The following is a 16,883-nucleotide window of genomic DNA, read 5'->3' on the forward strand; positions in this document are numbered from 1 at the left end:
TATGAATTTTTATAGTTATTGATTACAGGGGAAGTTTGTTAGAATTTCCTATTTGAAGGTGTGGATTTTGGAAAAGGACCTAAAAAGCTGCTAAATTGTTTGTCTAGAATTACTAACTAAGGAAGTGACTTATGAGAGAATAGAAACTTGCTTTAATTGGTGTAATTTTTGGAAGCGTAATTGTTGCAGCAGCATTTGCTATTTTTCAAAAAACTGTTCTTGAAGAGCTTAACAATGTTGATAATGCAACTGCTATACTAAATTAGTTTCTGTAGTAAATCAACGTTAAAGCCAAGTACTGTATGTTCATTCCCATTTTCCTCTTGCACTACAGTAAACGGAAAGCCCTGTATGGAATTGATAAGATTTGTATCTACAATCTTGGTAGAACTTACCTCGGTATAATGAATTTCATGATCCTGTAACCATGTTTTCATCCGGGTACAATATACACAGTTAGGCATAGTATAAACAGTTACTTTTTTCATCTTTTTATCCTCCTATAGAAATTATTATAAAACAAAGGGAGTACCCGGATTTGAACCGAGGATTGAGGTTTTGCAGACCTTTGCCTTACCGCTTGGCTATACTCCCATAATCATGTCCAACTATATTATTACAGTGTTAAAGATCCATCTAATTACAACCTTATTTAGAGTTTTTTATATAATTCAATCGTCCGAAATCCATTTCTAAATGCACACTTATGAAGGTGTATGAACCTATTTTTGAGATTCAGTTATTTTAGAGGACAGCGCGGATACAATACATTTTTTTTAATTTCATCACTTGGTAATTAATGAAGAATCAACAATAATTGTTACGAGGATTCCAGAGAGCAATATTAGAAAAGCCAAAAAGCCTATCTTAAGGAATAGGCTTTGTACCCTTTGTTAACAGCAATTATCTATAATAATTAATCTGATTTATTTTTCCAATTATTTTCGCCACTTATTATTTCGTTTAGTATACTCAGTACATCACCATTAGAAGATCATACGGAATGCTGTTCTTTGTTCTCCGCTACAAATTCTAAAAAGCCTGGTACTTTCTCAATATCATATTTATATATTGCTTCAATAATCTTCAAATTAATTTCTTGTTTTAAATCATTTCGATTTTGCAAATGAGTTTGATATAAACTTTTTTGGAGTTTTGGTTTAAATTTCACGATGATTGTTTCAATAGCCTGTGTATCATTTTGCCTTGCTTGCTTTAATAAATTCATTAGACAATCCATACTAACATCCTCCCTTTTCTTGCTCAATATACTTTCTAATCTTTTGTAAAGCTTTTGTACGCAGTTTAGAGACGGACTGTTGAGAAACATTGTTTTTTTGAGCAATCTGAGTATCTGATAATTCCATGATATAAGATTTAACCAGAACCTCTTTTTCTTTCTTCGTAAGTTGTTGTATAGCTTCAAACAACACGGGATCTGAAAACAATTCCTCAAGATGAACTTCCTTCTCCTCATTCCTAACTGAATGATGTTCTAATAAATGTGAGTTTTCCTGATCGTCTAATATGAGTGTAGATCTTTTGCTAATCTTTCTTTCTTTCCTATCAAAGTCAATAGAGGCAAAACGGATTAGCGATAAAATGTATGAGGTAAACCTAATTTCAAAATAAAAAGCGCGAAAACAATCATCAAGTTTTATCATATTCGCTGAAGTGGGAGAATTTATGTAGTCAATGATCATTTGTTTGTTTTTTTCATTATCCATAAAATCTTTTATGATTGGATTCTTTTTATGTTTTTCAATTAATTTTTCCAATTTATTCATATAATTTCCTCCTTAAATGAACTTTATATATAAAAGTGGTGTATCTCTATGGATTAACAACCATAAATAAGAAAAATGGGAACTTATGTTCTTATTATATTACGAACAGGCAATAAAAAAAACCTCCCAATTTGGAAGGTTTTAGGTTACTAAGCTATCAAATTAAAAAATCATTGGACTTAATCTTTGGAATAATATTCGCTAGGAGTTACTTATTACATTGTTCAGGGTTGAAATTACAAGTACAAATGTTTACTCCTAATTCAGCATAACACTCGGTTTCGATATTCTTTAGATGGCGAGCATAATTTTCACAGATCTTCTGGTAAAATTCCAAGTCAACGGGGTCAGTAATGTTGACAATCTTATTGCTAAGTGTCAATAGTTCTAATTTAAAAGAATGATGTCTATCTCTCCAGTGACGCAGACTCTTCTCCATATAAAAACCTCCTCACTATTTACAAATATAAAGTGAAGAGTACAATCTATTTCACAACCTAATGAACCAGCTTTCTCATCGTCTATTAATTATGTATAAGATCCTTATCCAAATAATGAACCTATCTGATTGAAGTCTAGCTCTAGCAAGTTCTGGTAACTCTTCCTAAGATAGTTGAGGTGCTATCGGAAAAGACCTATGGCAGTTTCTCGAAGTAAATATAGTCACCATTAATTAATGGCATTGAACTGAACTTCCAGGGAAATCCCATGGATGGTGGGTCCCCTCGGAAGTTCAACAGTAACTCCACCTACTTAGAAGCAGGTATATCACAAGAGCATCTGAAATGGCAGGACTTTGAAAAGATATTAGAACAGAAATTTTGTAATCCCAAGCTTTATGCCGGTCTCATCTATATTCTGTCTTAATGAAACATTCTGTTGTAATTGTTAATTGCGCTAAAGGAACCTTGAAAAGTTCTTCTTTAATACCATCCCAAAGAATACGCTTACTAAAATCCTATTTAAAAATCAATTTAACCGAATAAAGTTACTCTTTATTCCAAAATACAGAAGCAGCCCCACTACTACAAAAGTGACTGCAAGGAATAATCCTCCAAAGATAATGACTTTGTCAGTTGTATTCCACTTTTTCCCCATATAATCCACTCCTTTTTTTGGATTTTCAGGAATCTTTAGAAGTTAATTATAACATATGTCCTGTTTTTTTTCTTGATACTACGGTTGTGATTGATAATTTCAATGACACTATAGTTTTCGAACCAAGTGATTAAAGCATTTGGTCAAAAAACAAATGAGGTGATAAAAAATGAAAATCATCAACAACCTGCAACAAACTCCTGAACGAGCCGAATCTCTGTTTCTCGACCTGTTAAAGGCTAGCCAGTTCGAAAAAGTCAATGAACAGGCCAAAGTGAACCTTCGAAATGAACAACCTATCGAGAAAGTATCGTATGAGATGACACTAGTATATGAGGATCAACCATCTGTAGAGCTTGAGATTTTGTTTGTAAAATACAATGAGAAAACAGTGTTGTCCTTTGAACGAGTCATTAAAGGCACTTCCAATCGTTCACTTGTAGTAACTGGCTACTTCGTTGAAGGCACTAAGCTTCAACAAATTGAAGTGAAAAACAATAATGAACTTCTTGTTACAGAGAGTCCTGCTAGTGAAAACATTTTCTCCTTTATGAACTTGATTCCTGATAATTCGGATATGAAAGTGCAAGATCTATTTGATGGATGTTTGGTTTTCCGTGATGATTACAACAAATCTCACGTGTATAAGCACTGTGGTAAAGCATGTGGCGACGGATCCCCGATTGGTGGCGGTACACCAATTAACAGTCTTGATTACTGCTGCCGAGCACATGATCGCTGTTACTCCAACTTTGGTTTTGATGATTGCGGTTGCGACGATGAGCTTGAAAGTTGCGCAAGAACAGCAACTGATTCCCCAGGTTGGCGCTCTGTCTATATGTGGGCAGGAAGCAAAAGTTGTAAATAATGATTTATTTAATCAAAAATACGCTGAATACTTCAGCGTATTTTTGGCGTGATTTCACTAACGATTTCGACTGCTTCATCGTAGTGTTTCTTTCTCAACAAAATGCTAACATATAATACATTGTGGTGAATGTTTAATTTTACTGAAACATAATCATTATTCACAGAGTGTGCCCAACATAACCAACTCTAGATTCGAAGTGCATATGCTAAATTGTTTTATCGTGTACCAGCCTCCTCTGTCGCTTCAAACTTGGACACGACGGTCAGCATCGCTCATGATATTTCAAACTCATTGTGTGAGGAAAACACCCTTTACTAGTCTATTCCCCTTTTGTTCAAAGTATAAATATCTGATCCAACGTAAACACGGTTTCAGGTGCGGTAATGCCAAGGCCCGTCTTTCTACAGGCCTTGTAAGATTCAGGAGCCCAGAGCCAGCATAATAGCAAAGCTCGAATATCTATAACATAGTTTTTTGAGCACATGCTAATTTGATTTAATGATTGTCATAAATTTCTTGTGACTTTAGCATTTAAAAGTTTACCGTTATCACTAGATTAGAACAGGCCAAACAAAAAGGGCGCAGAATATCTGCGTCCTTTTTGACTCTTTCTACACTGTTAACAACCACAACGTTCAAAAATACTGGTGCCGTTGGGAAGGATTTTAAATATCCCTGAACAGCTCTCATTGTGTTGACAACAACTCCGCTCAGAAAAACATGTAATTTCTGCCTGAGATTTCACGATTTTTTCTTTTGGCTTTTTATCCATTTTTCTTACCTCCATAATATATTTGAATGTTACACCTAATAAAGTGTCTAAAGTGATATTAATAACAACCTTATGAATGTTGTTGACCAAAGCATCATCAATTTTATAGAAAAGCCAATTTATGTTATAATTAAGCAATAAATGTTGGAGGTTCCCTCAATAATGCATATTTTTCGTGTACTATTTCATTTATTATTGATTTCTTCTTTTATCTTCTTAATAGGTTGTAATACTCATGAAGAAAATGCTGCAATTAAAGCAGCCAGAGGATATAAAACAACGGAGTTTAATTTAGACGTTCTTGATGCTTCTAGTCCAGAACGCATTGAGAAACAGATGCAATCAACAGAATCATACTTAACAGAAGAGTACTACTATGAGCAGTATGACAGTAAAAATATTTCTTTACCATTACAAATCGCAGAAAAAGAGAAAGCGTTGCTCTCAACAAAAGATTTAAAGTTTAATGTCAAAAATAACAATGGTAAAAGGATTATCATAAATTATTCTTTTAAACTTTCGATCCAGAACAAAGAAACTTCAGAAAATAAACATATTGATATAGAAGGTTTATTAACTCTTGAAGAATCAAAAGGCAATTGGTTAATCCAAAAAGACGATTATAATATAGATGAACTAAAGATGTTACTCTCGGATAAATAAGAGCCACTATTACGTGTGTAAGCTACTGTCTAACATTAAATAGTTTTTTCTATCCCTGACGTGTAGCAGACTAAAGTAGGCCAATTTGCCTCGGAGATTAGAAGTAAAGCGAATATGTTCGAGTATAAATTTTATTGTATCTTATTATTGGTATGTTTAATGGTGATTTAAAAGCGGGTGGTTATATCTCAAGACAAGTGATACAACAGCACCTGTACACAGGATAAGACTCATCAATAGTTAAAATAGAATAAGGACCCGCAATTAGCAGGTCCTTTAAAGGGGTTGACTAAAGTGAAGAATGTGATTCATACCGAAGATAGCTCTATGGAATACGTTATTATCGTCCTGCTATCTTTTATTACGTTTCGAAAAATTCCGAAAGTTGAGAAAATTAGAGTTAAGCTAAAGAAAAAGAGAAGTAGTAAGGTTTAAACTAGGATTCCTCCATCGACTGGGAAACAGTCAGCGTCGCATCTTCTAATATTTGTAGTGCAAAGGTTAATGCATGTTCTGAGATTTTTCAGACCCGCTGCGCATCCTGCATAGCACACCCAGTTCAGCTCTGGGTCATTTGTACAATTGTATTCTCTCCATTCTTGGCCAGGAGGACAGGTTGCCATTGCATTTATGACATTATCCTTCTTAAATTGTATTTCTTCTTTAGAATATTCGTTTTCTTCTCCTGTAATCAGATTTTTCTCAATATATCTACTGCTCTCTTCTTTGTAAGTTTTTAAAGTAGCTTCAACTATGAGATTATTTTGATTAAAGATAAGAATAAATAAATCATTTAGCACAGGGGATGTTAACAAAGATACCTTATATTCTTCCAGATCATATGATTGCCGGATGTTAAAAGGACCTTTGTATCCGCTTGGGACTGCACCCCTTTTGTGAGACAGGGATAAAACACCTTGCAAGTTTAAGCAGCCAGTCTCCGGAAATCCATCGGAGACTGGTTATTTAGTTTTGTTTGAATCCGAATTGAGTTATAGTAAGTAATGTAGTTTCGAACTGTTTGTTAAACGATGGCCGTCGTTGTAGACATCAGATCTTCGAGGTAGAACGTTTCAGACTTTAGTGTGGAATGAAACGACTCTATGGGGGCATTATCAGCGGGCGTTCCTTTACGGGACTTGCTCATGGTAATGCCCTTTTCCTTTACAACAGCCTGGTAATTCTGAGATGTGTGTACGCTACCTTGGTCGCTATGGAGCAGCATATTGCTTCGCTCTGGAAGTTGGTTCAGTGTATCCAGAACCAAACATGTGTCCTGCTTGTCCGCTATACTGTAAGCGACAATCTCTCCGTTGTACAGATCCAAAATGCTTGAAAGGTACAACATTTTGTTACCAAACGGCAAATACGTAATGTCCGTCACCCATTTTTGCAATGGAGCTTCTGCATGAAATTTTCGTTTAAGTAGATGGTCCGCCGGTTGTGCCGGTTGCCCAGTTGTTTTTCGCTTCTTGGTCCTCACTCGGCATTGTAATCCCTCGCCCTGCATGATTCGCTGAACTCGCTTGTGGTTAATTGGACCCTCTGACCGAAGCAAGGCAGTGATCTTTCGATACCCATACCGAAATTTGTGTTGGGTGCAAAGTTGGACGACTTTCTCCACTGTTGGATTTGGACGCTTACTCTCAACGGCTGCCTTCCAGCGGTAGTAGGTCGCACGAGCAATCCCAAGCCATGCACAAGCCTCAGATATAGTTACTTCTTCTCGAATGGATTCAACCCAGGCGATGACGACCTCAGCTTCCACCTCCGTTCCAATTCCTTGTACTTTTTTAGCAGTTCTAATTGTTGCTTCAAGAAACGGTTTTCTGCTTTCACCTTTTCGAGCTCTGTGGAGTGCTCTGGGCCTTTTCCATAGCTATATTGCTTGCCTACGGGTTGCTCCAGGCGATGAACTTCTCCTTTTCGATACCACCTCATCCACGTTTTCAGTTGTGACTTATTCCGTATTCCCAGCTTCTCCATAACTTCTTTCACGGGTACCCCTGCCAATCTCATTTCTATGGCTTTCATTTTTAGTTCCACGGGATAACTCACTCTAGTTGCCAATGCAAAAAACACCTCCAAGATGATCTCCTTATCTTACGACAAGGTTTCATTCACTTGAAGGTGTTTTAATTTGTCTCACGTTATGGGGTCAGTCCCGCTTCTCTCTAGGAACTCAATGGCATTTTGTTCCATTTCTTTGGTCAGTTCTGTTTTTTTACGCTCTCATTTGTCATATTATTACTTCCTTTCGGTGTTTTGGTATGTGTTTTGTTCGAAATGTTTCTCTACATTTTGATTAGTCATACTTTGTGGAGCAACTTTGATGAGATCAAAATCTTGTATAGTAACATTCAGTTGATTCACCGATCTATCAAGTCGATCCAACTTTTCTCCAAGGGTTTGTAAAATGTAACGTATTAGTATGAAACATAGAGAAACGGGAAAACCAACATTTGCAATTAGTGAAACTATCTCCTCCGCATTCATTCATATCCTCCCTTCAAGAGGGCACTTTCTAAAACAGTCATTCTACTTCATAGCTATTCCCCCTGAATTAGGAATCAGGGGATACCCGGATTCGAACCGGGGCTCAAGGTTTTGCAGACCTTTGCCTTACCGCTTGGCTATACCCCCATGCTTATTTTCTATAATTAAAAGTGTTAGCTCTCCCCCAAAAAACAACCTTTTACACTGTTGCTTTTGTTCGTATTGTCTAAAAATGCGTTGAATTTCTTGTAATCTAACGAAAGTGCTCTAATGTTTTGATCTGTAACAGTAGTTTGTTCTATAAGAACCTTGAACAACTCTTTTTCTGATATTGGTTTACCGGATTCCTTTTCTAACGTCTGTAAAAGCAAGGCTGCTACACCAGCTACATGCGGTGCAGCCATAGAGGTTCCCGTTAGCTGAGCATACAGCCCATTCGGGACCGTCGAATAAATGTCTGTACCCGGGGCATACAAGTCTACTTCATCATTTGAATTACTAAATGCAGCTACTATTTTCTCATCATTTATGGCTCCTACAGCAACGACTTCTGGATAATAAGCCGGATAGAGTATCTCTTCAGTATCCAAATTTCCATCGCCATAGTTTCCTGATGAGGTCACCACTAAAATATCATTTTTTATCGCTATCCTTATTGCTAAATGCAACAGAGGATCTGGTTCTGCTCCACCAAGTGACATGGTAATTATGCGAACTCGTTCTTGTTTCGTCCCTCGCCAGTGAATAGCGTAAAAAATAGCTCTGATCAAATTATTGTATGTCCCAGAACCACTACCCGAAATCACTTTTAGTATTAATAGATTTGCTTCGGGGGCTACACCCACAATTCCGTGCCCATCATATGAGCCTGCAATAATTCCAGCCACATGAGTACCGTGCTGTAAATTGTCTTCATAAATTGAAGTATCTCCGTTGTAATCTGAAGTGAAATTGAATCCTCCGACAATTCGATCTTTTAGATCAGGATGATCGGATTGACAACCACTATCCAATACCGCAACTACAATGCCACTACCTGTTATTCCTTTACTCCAAAATGATGGAGCCCCTATAGAAGAAACTCCTTTCGGAATCTCATCATAATAATTAGAATAATTTTTGATATTGTATTTATCTAATACCAGTTCTGTCATTTAATCGCCTCCTACCTAATTTTGATTCTAGAACTTAAAAGCTATATCACATAAAGTGATGACGAAAAGAGTTATCACAACCTACTACTATAAAATTTCGGATCCACATAAAGTGAGTCTCTCTATTATTAGTAACAGTAGAATTGAATTGCAGCTTTTTCTAAGTAAATTTCTTATTAGGTTCTAGACGTACTCAACTAAATTTTTCGAACAACCAGCCCCTTAACAATTTTGATGTCTAGTAGAACAAAAGCAGCCGATCACATTGATTGGCTGCTTTCTTTGTTTTATAGCACTATCGTTTTCCATTGCCTAAACGGACTAAGGTTGTAAAATACTAAAAATGACTAGCGCTGCAGATTGTCTACAATTATAGGAAGTTGTTTTAGAGGAATGCCTAAGCTTCTTCCAGGTAACTCAAATTCAATAAATCGGATTTTCGTCATCACATCGTATTCACCAAGAACTCCATCCAGCAGTATATATGGCGGATTTCATTTCTTCACTATACTGTGGACTAAATAGAGTTATATCCAACATGGTACCTTCTGGAATGGTCTCATAATCAAATGTTACATTGTCAGCTTTAAGAAGATGATTTCCAAAATTCACTTGTATGTCTGTTTCCATGCTAGGTCGGAAAGCCGTTATTTTCCACCCCACCAGGATCGGTTATGACATCAACAACTTCGATCAGCACTTTCCATGAATCAGAGGTCTTATATTTTTCAAATGATCGCTCAACTAATGAAGCGACACAACGGATATCATCTCTAAATTGAATTCTTTTTTGTTTCCAATTTGCTTCGTAATCCTCTGGTGTTCCACTATTTATATACGGAATGTCCAAATCGAACTCTCTTAAAATGGGCATTTTTCTCCCCCACACTTCAATATAATGTACCGGATGCCTAACCGTTTCTTTGTCAAGTCGTTAAATTGCTAACCTCTACACCCGATCCGTTATTAAACGTAATATCACCAACACCATTTCTTCGCAGACAGAATTATCATATTCTTATTCAGAATTCAGACAGCTTTGAGTAAAGTTGTGGAGTGCCCATGTTAATAGTCTCTTTAAGCCAAAATGAGCAGACAGTTACCCTTTCTGCATTTCAATTAATTACGTATTCTTTCACAAAATTCTATTAACCTTTTTCGTTAGTCTGTTCCAGAGATAATCCACTTGCCATCCGTTTTCTCAAATACAAATAAGGCTTGCACTGACTCTTGTTTTGTATCATATTTTATGGTAGTTTCAACACTTCCAATGTTCTCCGACATGAAGTTGATTGATTCAAGTTGGATATGTTCGACTTTCATAGTAGTTAAAGTTTTCATATGATTGGGATTAAACAGCTTTAAATATTCCTCTTCGTTACCTTCGTTCCTATATTTTGTTGATAAATTAATAAGTTGAATCAGTTTTAATTCGTCATCCTCAAGACCATCCTCGTCAATATATACGTCTGGGTCTTCTTTGAATTTTTCATTTTCCTCTGTTTTTGTGGTTATGTTACCGCTGGATTGAACTGGATCTAGAGTCCTGCTCTCTTCAGATCCACAACCGACAATGAGAACAACACTTAAAGTGAGACTTGTAGCAAATAACATTTTCTTTAGATACATTCCAAGAACCTCCAATCCCAATTTGCCTTTCACTTATAAAATGGTCTTTGGTTAATTAATCAATATCGTAGATCTTCCATTCGCTATTCATTTTATGAAATACATACATTGTTGAACCTGGAGAAGCACCTTCTATTGTTACCGTAGCAGTGATAGTTCCCTGAGTTTCTGTAACTCCATCAATGCTGTCAATTTGTACTGCCACAAGTTTTTTAGGGTTCATTTGATTGATCGGTGTGTTTGGTTCATCACTAATAAGAGCCATATATGCTGCTTCATCGCCTTCATTTCTGTACTTAGTAAGTAAATTTAATAACTTCACTAACTTCTGCTCCTCACCTTCATACTTCAATTCATCAACAAATACTTGCTGCTCCTCTTTGACTTGATTCTTTACTTCGGTTTGTTTGGACTCTATATCTGTAGATTGAACTGAATCGGGGACCTCAGCCGTGTCCGATCCACATGCTGTCAGTAGGACAGTTAAACCAAAACTACTTGCTAATAGTGCCATTTTGATTTTCATCTCAAAATCCCCCAAATGAAGTAACCTTTATTACAATAAACGTCATTACACTCAATAAGTTACATTTCAATTATTTTAGATAAGTTTCCATGAACACAAGTTTTAGCTATCAAGTAATAAGATGTTCTGGAATCACATCGTAGCTTAAAAGGGCTTAGATAGCCGGGTCTCTTTCCGTGTTGTGTATCTTGACTGCACTCATTGGCATCCAGAAAACATTGATGAGGAAAATTATGTAGGTGATGAGCTAAAAATTGTACAGATTTTGAATCGCATGATGAAAGGTGTACTGGATTCTGATGCTGACGCGGTACGATCTTCATATGTAAAAGAACATGCGGCTCACAAGGAGGATTTCAGTCAAGTCTATGCTGCAGCTATTTCAACGGACGATCCGAGGTTTAACGTGCTTCAAGATGGAAACATTGAGGTATTTGTTAAACAAAAGAATGTGTATTTCAGTGATTCTCCCTTAACAGCTGATGAAACGGATTAGTTATACATAATGCAAAAAGAAGATTCTGACTGGCGGATTCTCTCAGTAACTAACTAATATCTTACAAAAAAGTCGTGTAGTCTTGATGACCACACGACTTTCTAAGGATTTCGCAATGCGTTTAATCCCTTCATTTCATAATAAGTATTGATGGATAGCTTCTATCTTCAAGTCAAAAAGTTATTTTCACAAAAAAACGGCACCTCCAATTGCTAGTTGGTGTCTAACAATAGGGGTGCAGTTCAGTTTCCATCAGCTGCTGTCTTTGTTATAAGCTATCGTTCCTGTCAAATGAATTATTTGAAGATTTCTACTTAATCTTGTCTTAAACACAGATACAATACGTCATTATGACCTCTCACGTGCTTTTGTAATGTATTTTTCATATAGAATACCAAAGATCATGAGTGGTAATAGTGCTGTCATTCCCAATATGACATTAGTTTGAAAGAAAGATTGGTGTATGAAATAAAATAAAACACTAAATACGATTGCAACCAACAGATAGAAGAGCATCAGACTAAAGGTATTTAATTTATTCTTTAACCCATCTCTTATCCACACGACTAGCGATGTGATTATTATGGATAGGCAAAAAACCGGTAAGCTAATCATAAATATATAGAATAGTCCAGTTGAAAATGTATTATCCATCCCGCCGTCAGTTTGCCGTTCAGTAAAAATCAGAATGGTGTACAAAACAGCGCCAATTAATGCAGTAAATACATTGGAAATCATAAATCTTCCTAGTTGTTGTAATCCTGGGTTTGTACTATTCAAATGATGCACCTACCATATATTGTTTGACTTCATTATATATGATTCTTTGTGGGCATTCATACTTTTACTGGAAAAAAACCTCTACATTTTTGTAGAGTTTTTTTTCACAGCATTTTTCATGTTACATTAATTAGACGTACCAATTTTTAGATATATTGATTATCACTTGTGAAACTGTTACTCCATGAACCGTTGACTTGTACACGAATTGCAGAAGATCCGGAGCCATATCTTTACATTTTTTTGTGTTGTTTATATTTTCAAAAAATGTGCTGAATTTCATGGAATACTACGAAAGCGCTCTGATGTTTTGTCTGTAAGAGTAGTTTAGGATGTTTTAGAGTCACATTATTAGCTTAAAAAAATTGAATAGCAGGTTCTCGTTCTATGTAGTGTATCGTGACTGCGCTCATTGGCATCCAGAAAAAATTGCTTTCATTCTTAGGGATGCCAAATGTAGCGGTAATCTCCATCCTTCCATTTTCAACATTATACACTAAAGTAAGCCGATATCTTTCCTATACGAGGTTAGATTCGATATGTACCTGTATTTGATCATAAAGAAAACTAAACAACCGTTCCGTGTATAGAGAATAGGAACGGTTGCTCAGTTTACTGATTTCTTTGCCGTGACTATCGAGCGACTTTTAAGGCCCTTCTGTTCTTCATTTACTTAGTATGTGTCTGCGTCAAAGGAAGTGAGAGATATGAATGTTATTTATCGAATAAACCTAAGACATCATAGTTAAAATATTCTACGTTCCTTCTTTGTGCGGGATCTTTAAATATTAATTCTTTTTCAGCTAAGGCGTTCAAAGTTCGTCTAGCTGTTGAAGGTGCAATTCTAGCATGTTCAGCCGCCTGTACTGCTGTAATATTTGGGTATCTAAATGTCAGTAGATATACAAGCTGTTCTGTATGTCCATCACATTTTTCTTTACCAGCTACTGCTATCTGCTCTGCTTGATCTAATAAGACATTTAACTTTTCAGCCATACGTTGGGCAGCATCCAAGAAAAAGTTCAGCCAGTTATACCATTTAGGATTATTACCACGCGTTTCATTTAGTAAGTGGTAATACTTGGCTCGCTGCTTCTCTAATTCCTCACTAACAAAGAATATAGGACTGGAAATTTGTTCAGACTGCATCATGTATATGGATATGATAATTCTGCCTAAGCGTCCATTTCCATCTAAAAACGGATGAATAGATTCAAATTGGGCATGAAGGATAGCAACTTTTATTAATGGATGAATGTTTTCATCTAAAATAAACTCCGTACCAGGCAAGTGGCTCACATCCATCTTTTCCCCATACGGATGTTTATTCAAATACATCTCCCAATTCATCAGATAATTTTCTATTTCACTTGCATCAACCGGTACATACACTGCATCTTCAAAACGTTTTGTTGGACCGATCCAGTTGGGTACCTTTCGAAATTCACCACGATTGGTATTCGCTCCTCTAGCCCCTTCCATTAATACATGATGAAGTTCTAGAATTAGACGAGTCGTTATTGGATAACCATTTTTAATTCTTTCTTGACCTATATACAAAGCTTTTCGATAATTTAGTACTTTAATATGTTCCTGTTTTAGTTCTGATTTATGCGATTCATTAACCATATCTGTAAAAGTAACCTGTGTACCTTCGATTCGTGTCGATTGAACAGATTCTTTCAAAGCAAGGGTATTTATCAGATCACTTCTAACAATGGAGTGTTTAAATTTCTCGTCTAACCGACTTATTGCCGACGAAACAGGAGCCAATTTCATAAATAACTCAGCTGCTTGTTCCATTCTAATACTAGTCGGCAATTTTTTGATCCCTTTAATAGGAGCCATAATATCCCCTCTTTCTTAAGTTCATTTTATCAAAAAATGAACTTAATATACTCATTATACACTTTTTAGCATCACTGTAGTCGAAAACATTACCTACTCTCTCTCCTTGTGGTCTTAATTACACCTTAACTTTGTTTGCTCTTATTCGCTCCTGTAGATTACAGCCCTTTACAGCCACACGACCACCTCACAAATCTCTTGAGTACGAAATCGGGTCAAAACATCATCCACGGTATGGTTAACGTAGCCCTTAAATCTTACGATAACGATATGAAGTATTTTCATATGACAGCCTCCATAGTTCTTTACAACCAAGAAAGAGCCCCGGTTCATCGAGACTCTCCTTAAGGTTCATGCTAACTCCGAGACAAAGGCCGATCACCGTATAAGACCGTAGCTTTTTACGTCGCGCAGCCTGATATTGTAATCTCATTATTTGAATGGTGTTCATGCTCATTGTTTATCGCCCAAACCGAGGAGGCATCTGCCTCAAGTGCTCGGCAGAAGGGCTCCCTCCTCTGATTTAATGTATTTTTAAACGTCGGAACGTAGCTGAAACGTGATTAGTTCGTCAAAACCTTCACCAGGTTGTTCTGAATCGTTACGGACGTTTCACGTCCTGTTTGCGGGTTCATGACATAAAGATTCTGAGTACCTTCTGTAAAAGCCGACTCTCCCTTTAGTCAATTCTGCTCCGTTCATTCCCGATAAAATAGTTACGAATTGTCCTATGGTTTTGCTCATCTATAAATCCTCCTAGTGAATGTTCTGTTGCCAGATGCATCTTCAGGATCGTCAGATCCAAAGTCTGTTGGTCGCTGAGAAATGGCATCCTAGTTTGTAAAGCCAGCAGATTGCTACAAACCTGTACGGGATGAATGTATCCATAAGCCTGTTCCCCGTTGGACCATTTATTCATGCACTGGATGATGTTGTCTTTGATATCCAAAGGTAGTTTACTCACATATGTAAGAATATTTCCTTGTTGAACCTCAGACATGGCCATCATGACCCACTCCTCCCTGTAAATTGCTCTTTATCCTACGAGATTAAAGCCAATCTGATCGTCTGGTTTTGCGTTTCCTTGTATATTTAATTCAATTCGCATTTGCTTCACGCTCCAATTCGCAGGTCATGGTTGATCATGGTTCCGATCGGGAGAATCCCTCGGAATGATTGGCCAACGGCGAAAATGACCATGTCTTCAGACCGAATACCAAGTTCAACTATCTGCTCATTAATCAAGGAAGACCATACTTGAAGTTCCGGTGTCGTCAATTTCAAGATATTCACCGGTATTCGTGGTGCTTCGTCGATATCTACCAGTCCATCACCGGTGAGGGTAAATACGTGCTGGCCATGTTGTTTAGCCAGAGTAAGATACTCCTCCATATGCCGTTCAAAATCGCCCATATTGACGACCAGACAGACCTTTTTCTGGATTCCACGCATTAGATGGCCTCCTTTACTGCTGGCGCCCTGAATGTGTATGAGCCGATAATGCGAGGGACTTTCTTATTCCTGAATAACAAGTTCAATTGGTGCTCCAATTGAGAGATTGTTTTCTCCGGAACCTCTTTACGTTTACTGACGATTACGAGTTGCTCATTACGGATAACAACATCAAAATCGAAGCAAAGTTCCGTGTCCTCTTCCTCACACTGGACGATGGCTAGACCACCAACGAGGTTCTCTACGCTCAGTTTGATATCGATTCTTTTAATGATCACAAGGATCCCTCCCGTTTTTAGGCAATAAAAAAGGACACTGCCTCAGGCAGTATCCTTTAATCTCCAGACTCAATTGACGTTCTACAAAGCAGCGTTTCGTGGCAAGAAATCCTGAAGTGAAAAATTCCTCGCAATATCCTTCAGGGATACGGTTACGTTACCGACGATGTTATGCGTAGTCAGCATTCTAGCATAACCAGCCATCAACGCACTATCGGCAAGAGGCACCTCTTCTTCACAATCACATTTTGTTACTGGTACATCCGTAACAATTAATGTCCCACCGTTAAATGGGCGCTCGCTTGTTATTGTCATATGTATAATCTCCTTTTTACACCGGTCACATTGAGAGCTCATTTGTGCATCCCTCCTATGACCTTTATTTTATCATGAGACTTCATTTTCTCCAAAGGTTTTACAGGGAGTGTAGATGTTCTAAGGTTCTGGTATGTACTTCGTGTATCTTGGATTGTTGTTCACAGGATAAACGGTTTTTACGATGAAGCGTTTATCTGTTTTCATCAACATAATGATGACAATCCAATCTCCGGATGTAGCCGGTCCCATCACGGTTCGCTCAGGCTCAGGATTTCTTCCCTTTTCCCCTGAATCAAAACCTTCAACGATTTTCCCATGGGCAATTGCCCATACAATATCAAGTTCGTCATAGATCCGGTTAGGAAAATCCGGATTGTTTAAACGATCATGGATATAGTGTGGAGAAATCGTAGTGATGTACCCATCAATTTTGTTAACACCTTTAAGAATTCGTTCCATTTCATCCAACCAGAATTTTTGCATGTGGTTCAATGCTGTAGCCCCCTAGGTAATATTTTTAAACGCAAAAAAGCCCTGGATGTTAAAAAGGGCATGGCTCGAAAAGTCATACTCTCATTTACTCCAAGGCAGTTTTCTATGAGTTGTCTGGTAGACAACATGCTCCATCTACAGCCGATGCTTCAGCCGAGAAAATGAATCGTTAATCGTAATATTCACAGTATAAAGGAAGTAGAAACACTGGACAATAGGGATT

At 37.2% G+C, this 16,883-nt stretch carries 18 protein-coding genes, 2 tRNA genes and 1 pseudogene; 3 read left to right on the forward strand and 18 right to left on the reverse strand.

Annotation, left to right across the window (positions count from 1 at the left end; all coding sequences use genetic code 11):
• Positions 1–257: 257 nt before the first annotated feature.
• From AB3N00_RS24965 to AB3N00_RS24980, 4 genes are all read right to left on the reverse strand, one after another.
• Entirely contained in the window at positions 258–488 is a 231-nt protein-coding gene (locus tag AB3N00_RS24965; protein ID WP_413036981.1) for a glutaredoxin family protein, read from the reverse strand.
• A 35-nt stretch (positions 489–523) separates the two neighbouring features.
• A tRNA-Cys gene (locus tag AB3N00_RS24970) sits at positions 524–594 on the reverse strand.
• A gap of 400 nt (positions 595–994) precedes the next feature.
• Positions 995–1,228, reverse strand: coding sequence for a helix-turn-helix domain-containing protein (locus AB3N00_RS24975; RefSeq protein WP_413036982.1), 234 nt, complete (start codon positions 1,226–1,228; stop codon positions 995–997).
• 13 nt (positions 1,229–1,241) lie between these two features.
• A complete protein-coding gene (locus AB3N00_RS24980) occupies positions 1,242–1,787 on the reverse strand; it encodes a sigma-70 family RNA polymerase sigma factor (RefSeq protein ID WP_413036983.1) in 546 nt (181 codons plus the stop codon).
• Between the two features lie 1,267 nt (positions 1,788–3,054).
• On the opposite strand from AB3N00_RS24980, the gene AB3N00_RS24985 reads away from it, so the two are divergent.
• Both AB3N00_RS24985 and AB3N00_RS24990 read left to right on the forward strand, forming a co-directional pair.
• The gene (locus AB3N00_RS24985) at positions 3,055–3,753 is read left to right on the forward strand and encodes a hypothetical protein (protein ID WP_413036984.1); all 699 of its coding nucleotides are present in this window, start codon (positions 3,055–3,057) and stop codon (positions 3,751–3,753) included.
• A gap of 937 nt (positions 3,754–4,690) precedes the next feature.
• Positions 4,691–5,191, forward strand: a complete 501-nt coding sequence (locus AB3N00_RS24990) for a hypothetical protein (RefSeq protein ID WP_413036985.1) — start codon at positions 4,691–4,693, stop codon at positions 5,189–5,191.
• Between the two features lie 431 nt (positions 5,192–5,622).
• Here the strand turns inward: AB3N00_RS24990 and AB3N00_RS24995 are convergent, their stop codons facing one another.
• The 8 genes and pseudogenes from AB3N00_RS24995 to AB3N00_RS25030 all read right to left on the reverse strand — a co-directional run bounded on the left by AB3N00_RS24995 (position 5,623) and on the right by AB3N00_RS25030 (position 10,996).
• Positions 5,623–6,114 carry a hypothetical protein gene (locus AB3N00_RS24995; protein WP_413036986.1) on the reverse strand — a complete coding sequence of 164 codons (492 nt, stop codon included), beginning with the start codon at positions 6,112–6,114 and terminating at the stop codon, positions 5,623–5,625.
• Between the two features lie 2 nt (positions 6,115–6,116).
• Positions 6,117–7,261, reverse strand: a pseudogene (locus tag AB3N00_RS25000) (IS3 family transposase).
• Positions 7,262–7,763: 502 nt separating this feature from the next.
• A tRNA-Cys gene (locus AB3N00_RS25005) sits at positions 7,764–7,834 on the reverse strand.
• Between the two features lie 26 nt (positions 7,835–7,860).
• Entirely contained in the window at positions 7,861–8,841 is a 981-nt protein-coding gene (locus tag AB3N00_RS25010) for a S8 family peptidase (RefSeq protein ID WP_413036987.1), read from the reverse strand.
• A 456-nt stretch (positions 8,842–9,297) separates the two neighbouring features.
• A complete protein-coding gene (locus AB3N00_RS25015; RefSeq protein WP_413036988.1) occupies positions 9,298–9,471 on the reverse strand; it encodes a hypothetical protein in 174 nt (57 codons plus the stop codon).
• Between the two features lies 1 nt (position 9,472).
• Entirely contained in the window at positions 9,473–9,715 is a 243-nt protein-coding gene (locus AB3N00_RS25020; protein ID WP_413036989.1) for a hypothetical protein, read from the reverse strand.
• 287 nt (positions 9,716–10,002) lie between these two features.
• Entirely contained in the window at positions 10,003–10,470 is a 468-nt protein-coding gene (locus tag AB3N00_RS25025; RefSeq protein ID WP_413036990.1) for a hypothetical protein, read from the reverse strand.
• Between the two features lie 55 nt (positions 10,471–10,525).
• On the reverse strand, positions 10,526–10,996 hold the full coding sequence (locus AB3N00_RS25030) for a hypothetical protein (RefSeq protein WP_413036991.1): 471 nt from the start codon (positions 10,994–10,996) through the stop codon (positions 10,526–10,528).
• Positions 10,997–11,177: 181 nt separating this feature from the next.
• On the opposite strand from AB3N00_RS25030, the gene AB3N00_RS25035 reads away from it, so the two are divergent.
• Entirely contained in the window at positions 11,178–11,492 is a 315-nt protein-coding gene (locus AB3N00_RS25035) for a hypothetical protein (RefSeq protein ID WP_413036992.1), read from the forward strand.
• Positions 11,493–12,986: 1,494 nt separating this feature from the next.
• On the opposite strand, the gene AB3N00_RS25040 is transcribed toward AB3N00_RS25035, so the two are convergent.
• The 6 genes from AB3N00_RS25040 to AB3N00_RS25065 form a co-directional block, all read right to left on the reverse strand.
• The gene (locus AB3N00_RS25040; protein ID WP_413036993.1) at positions 12,987–14,120 is read right to left on the reverse strand and encodes a Fic family protein; all 1,134 of its coding nucleotides are present in this window, start codon (positions 14,118–14,120) and stop codon (positions 12,987–12,989) included.
• 679 nt (positions 14,121–14,799) lie between these two features.
• Positions 14,800–15,129, reverse strand: a complete 330-nt coding sequence (locus AB3N00_RS25045; protein ID WP_413036994.1) for a hypothetical protein — start codon at positions 15,127–15,129, stop codon at positions 14,800–14,802.
• Between the two features lie 104 nt (positions 15,130–15,233).
• Entirely contained in the window at positions 15,234–15,572 is a 339-nt protein-coding gene (locus AB3N00_RS25050; protein WP_413036995.1) for a hypothetical protein, read from the reverse strand.
• Positions 15,572–15,850 (reverse strand): hypothetical protein, encoded by a 279-nt coding sequence (locus AB3N00_RS25055; RefSeq protein ID WP_413036996.1) that lies wholly within the window; start codon positions 15,848–15,850, stop codon positions 15,572–15,574. Before AB3N00_RS25055 ends, AB3N00_RS25050 begins: the two co-directional genes overlap by 1 nt.
• A gap of 81 nt (positions 15,851–15,931) precedes the next feature.
• Positions 15,932–16,165, reverse strand: coding sequence for a hypothetical protein (locus AB3N00_RS25060; RefSeq protein ID WP_413036997.1), 234 nt, complete (start codon positions 16,163–16,165; stop codon positions 15,932–15,934).
• A 120-nt stretch (positions 16,166–16,285) separates the two neighbouring features.
• A complete protein-coding gene (locus AB3N00_RS25065) occupies positions 16,286–16,660 on the reverse strand; it encodes a DUF4258 domain-containing protein (protein ID WP_413036998.1) in 375 nt (124 codons plus the stop codon).
• Positions 16,661–16,883 lie beyond the last annotated feature (223 nt).

It is taken from the genome of Paenibacillus xylanilyticus, from assembly GCF_047246825.1.
GTDB lineage: Bacteria > Bacillota > Bacilli > Paenibacillales > Paenibacillaceae > Paenibacillus > Paenibacillus xylanilyticus_B.